General features: G+C 74.8%; 3 protein-coding genes. 1 reads left to right on the forward strand and 2 read right to left on the reverse strand.

All coding sequences use genetic code 11. The annotated features are described in order from the left end of the window. Both M4J07_RS47370 and M4J07_RS47375 read right to left on the reverse strand, forming a co-directional pair. A partial coding sequence (locus M4J07_RS47370; protein ID WP_255983543.1) for a DUF2786 domain-containing protein occupies positions 1–1,049 on the reverse strand: 1,049 nt, incomplete at its 3' end. Beyond that, on the reverse strand, positions 1,039–1,437 hold the full coding sequence (locus tag M4J07_RS47375) for a winged helix-turn-helix transcriptional regulator (RefSeq protein WP_255983545.1): 399 nt from the start codon (positions 1,435–1,437) through the stop codon (positions 1,039–1,041). The genes M4J07_RS47370 and M4J07_RS47375, both read right to left, overlap by 11 nt. A gap of 82 nt (positions 1,438–1,519) precedes the next feature. Between M4J07_RS47375 and M4J07_RS47380 the strand changes: the two genes are divergently transcribed. Further along, positions 1,520–2,359 carry an NAD(P)H-binding protein gene (locus M4J07_RS47380; protein ID WP_255983548.1) on the forward strand — a complete coding sequence of 280 codons (840 nt, stop codon included), beginning with the start codon at positions 1,520–1,522 and terminating at the stop codon, positions 2,357–2,359. Positions 2,360–2,849 lie beyond the last annotated feature (490 nt).

Consider the following 2,849-nt stretch of genomic DNA (forward strand, 5'->3'; position numbering starts at 1 on the left):
CTCATCCGGGTCGTCACGGTCTCCGGGAACATCTCCTCGGCCCGGCCGGCCACCGCGACGTCCCGCGCCACGAGCACCGGCAGCAGCCCGCCGCCCTCCTCCTCGGCCACCCGCCCGGCGACCGCGGCCAGCCGGTCGCCGATGCGATGGGCGTACGCGGCCAGGAACGACTGCCGGAACGTCTTCGTGCGCCGCCGGCCACCCGCCCGCTGCTCCGCCTCGGCCCGCGTCATCGCCGCGTCGGCCTGCACCAGCAGCGACGTGTACAGCAGCTCCACCACCTCCAGGTCGGGCTCGAAGCCGACGACCGTCGAGAAGCCGAAGCCGCTGTTCCACACCGCCCGGCACCGGTTCGCCGACGCCACCGCGTCGAGCAGCACCGCCTTCGCCGTCTCGTACGGGGCGTCGACCCCGATCCGGCAGGCGGCGGGCGCGTCCTCGGCGTGCGTACGGGAGGCGAGCAGCGCCTCGTCGACGGAGTGCCGGGCCATCAGCTCCTGCGCCTTCGCCGTCAGCGCCTCGGCCTCCGGCGGGTACCCGGTCGCCTCCGCCTTCGCGAGCAGCGCCCTGATCCGGGCCAGGGCGCGCGGCTCGCCCGCGACGGGCACGGTCACCGGCTGCCCCGGCACCGGCCCGACCGGTTCGATCGCGGGCAGCCGCAGCAGCAGCCGGTACAGCTCCAGGGTCACGGTGGCGGACGAGAAGCGGTCCTGGCGGGGGCCGTCGCCGTCCGGCGGCAGTTCGGCGAGCTGGGCCGTCCAGCGCGGCGGCAGGGTGTCGTAGCGCGTGCACTCGGTCCGGACGAGGCGCGCGGCGAGCCGGACGTGCGCCGCGTCCAGCGACTCCTCCCGTACGACCATCCGGATCACGTCGGCCGGCTGCCAGCCGCGCTCCCAGGCCCGGCGCACGAACTCCCGCCCTCGCAGGGCGAGTTCGGCGTCGGCGGCCGGGTCGGCGGCGAGCAGGGACGCGGCGGTGTCCAGGTCGCCGTCGCCGTCCGGTCCGTACAGGGCGGCGGCGAAGGCGCGCTCCACGGTGCTAGTGCTCACGGCTGTCCCAGGAGGCGCGGGACGCGGCGATCGCGGGCTTGTGGTCGCGCGACCAGTCGGCGAGCCCCTTGATCAGGTGGGTGAGGCTGTGCCCCATCGCGGTCAGCTCGTACTCCACCTGCGGCGGGATCGTCGGGTGCACCGTGCGGCTGACCAGGCCGTCGCGCTCCAGACGGCGCACCGTGAGCGTCAGCATCCGCTGCGAGATGCCGGTGACGGCGCGCTGCAGCTCGCGGAACCGCCGCACGCCCGCGGCGAGTTCGACCACGACGAGCACCGACCACTTGTCGCCGAGCCGGTCGAGCACGTCCCTGATCCCGCAGTCGTCGTGGTCGTCGCAGGTGACGACCGGCTCCGGGGTGGTTACCTCCGTGTGCCCCACTGACATCAAAGTGCCTCCTTACGCGCGTCCGCCCACGCCCCGACGATGGTCTCAGCAAACCCGACGCATCACCCGAGGGGGACCTTCCATGCTGCTGGTCACAGGCGCTTCCGGCGGACTCGGCACATTGATCGCCGAGCGGCTCGCGGGCCGCGACGACGTCGTGCTCGGCACCCGTGAACCCGGCGCCGGGGGCGGGCGCCGCCGGATCGACTTCGACGCCCCGGACACCCTCGCCGAGGGCTTCTCCAGCGCGGACACCGTGCTGCTGGTCTCGGCGGGTTACGGCGAGGACGACACCGTCATCGCCCGTCACGACGCGGCGATCGCCGCGGCCGAGAAGGCGGGTGTGCGGCACGTCGTCTACACGAGCCTGTCCGGTGACGGCGACCACCTCCCGTACGCGCTCGCCCACCGTTGGACCGAGCGGCGCCTGCGGGAGTCGTCCCTGGCGGCCTGGACGGTGCTGCGCAACGGCCTCTACGCCGAGCTGCTCGCCTACCTCGCCGCGCCGGACGCGTCCGGCGTGATCACGGCGCCGCTCGCCGGGGGGCGGCTGGCGGCGGTGGCCCGGGCCGATCTGGCGGAGGTCGCGGCGCGGGTGGCCCTCGATCCGTCGCCGCATGCGGGTCGTACGTACGAGCTGGTCGGCGAAGTGGCCCTGGGGGGCCGGGAGTTGGCGTCGGCCGCCGGCGCATCGTACGTACCGGGGACGCTCGCGGAGGCACGGTCCCGGCTCTCCGCGTCCGGCGCCGTGCCGTTCCAGGTGCCGATGCTGGTCGGTACGTACGCGGCGATCGCGGCGGGTTTCCTCGACGGCTCCGGCGTCCCCGCCGCGGACCGCCCCACGCTCCGCACCCTCCTGGGCCGCGCCCCGCGCCCCGCACTCACCACGTACACGCAGGCCCTGCCCACGGACGCGCCGTGAACACGGTGAGCGCCGGCTGGACCCCGCGCTCCCAGAAGCACGGCTGCGCGCCGTGGTCGCGACTGGTTGTTCGCCGGGTGCGCGTGCGTCGTGGTAGCTCGCGCAGTTCCCCGCGCCCCTGAAAAACACGGCCACGCGCCGCAGCTACGGCTGCTTGATCGCCGGGTGCGGGTACGTCGTGGCTGGTCGCGCAGTTCCCCGCGCCCCTGAAAAGCACGGCCGCGCGCCATAGCTGTGACTGCTTGATCGCCGGGTGCGCGTGCGTCGTGGCTGGTCGCGCAGTTCCCCGCGCCCCTGAGAGGCGCACTTCGTGCGCCGTCTCGAGGGGCGTCGCTGGGGCTGCGGCGGAGCCGCATGCTCCAGGGGCGCGGGGAACTGCGCGAGAAGCCCCACCGGGCCGCAGTCCGCGACGAGAGACCGTCAGCGCAGACGCAGTCGGCTTTCAGGGGCGCGGGGAACTGCGCGGCCGGCCCCCACCCACCCGCACGCG

The sequence above is a fragment of the Streptomyces longispororuber genome, from assembly GCF_024448165.1.
Taxonomy (GTDB): domain Bacteria; phylum Actinomycetota; class Actinomycetes; order Streptomycetales; family Streptomycetaceae; genus Streptomyces; species Streptomyces longispororuber_A.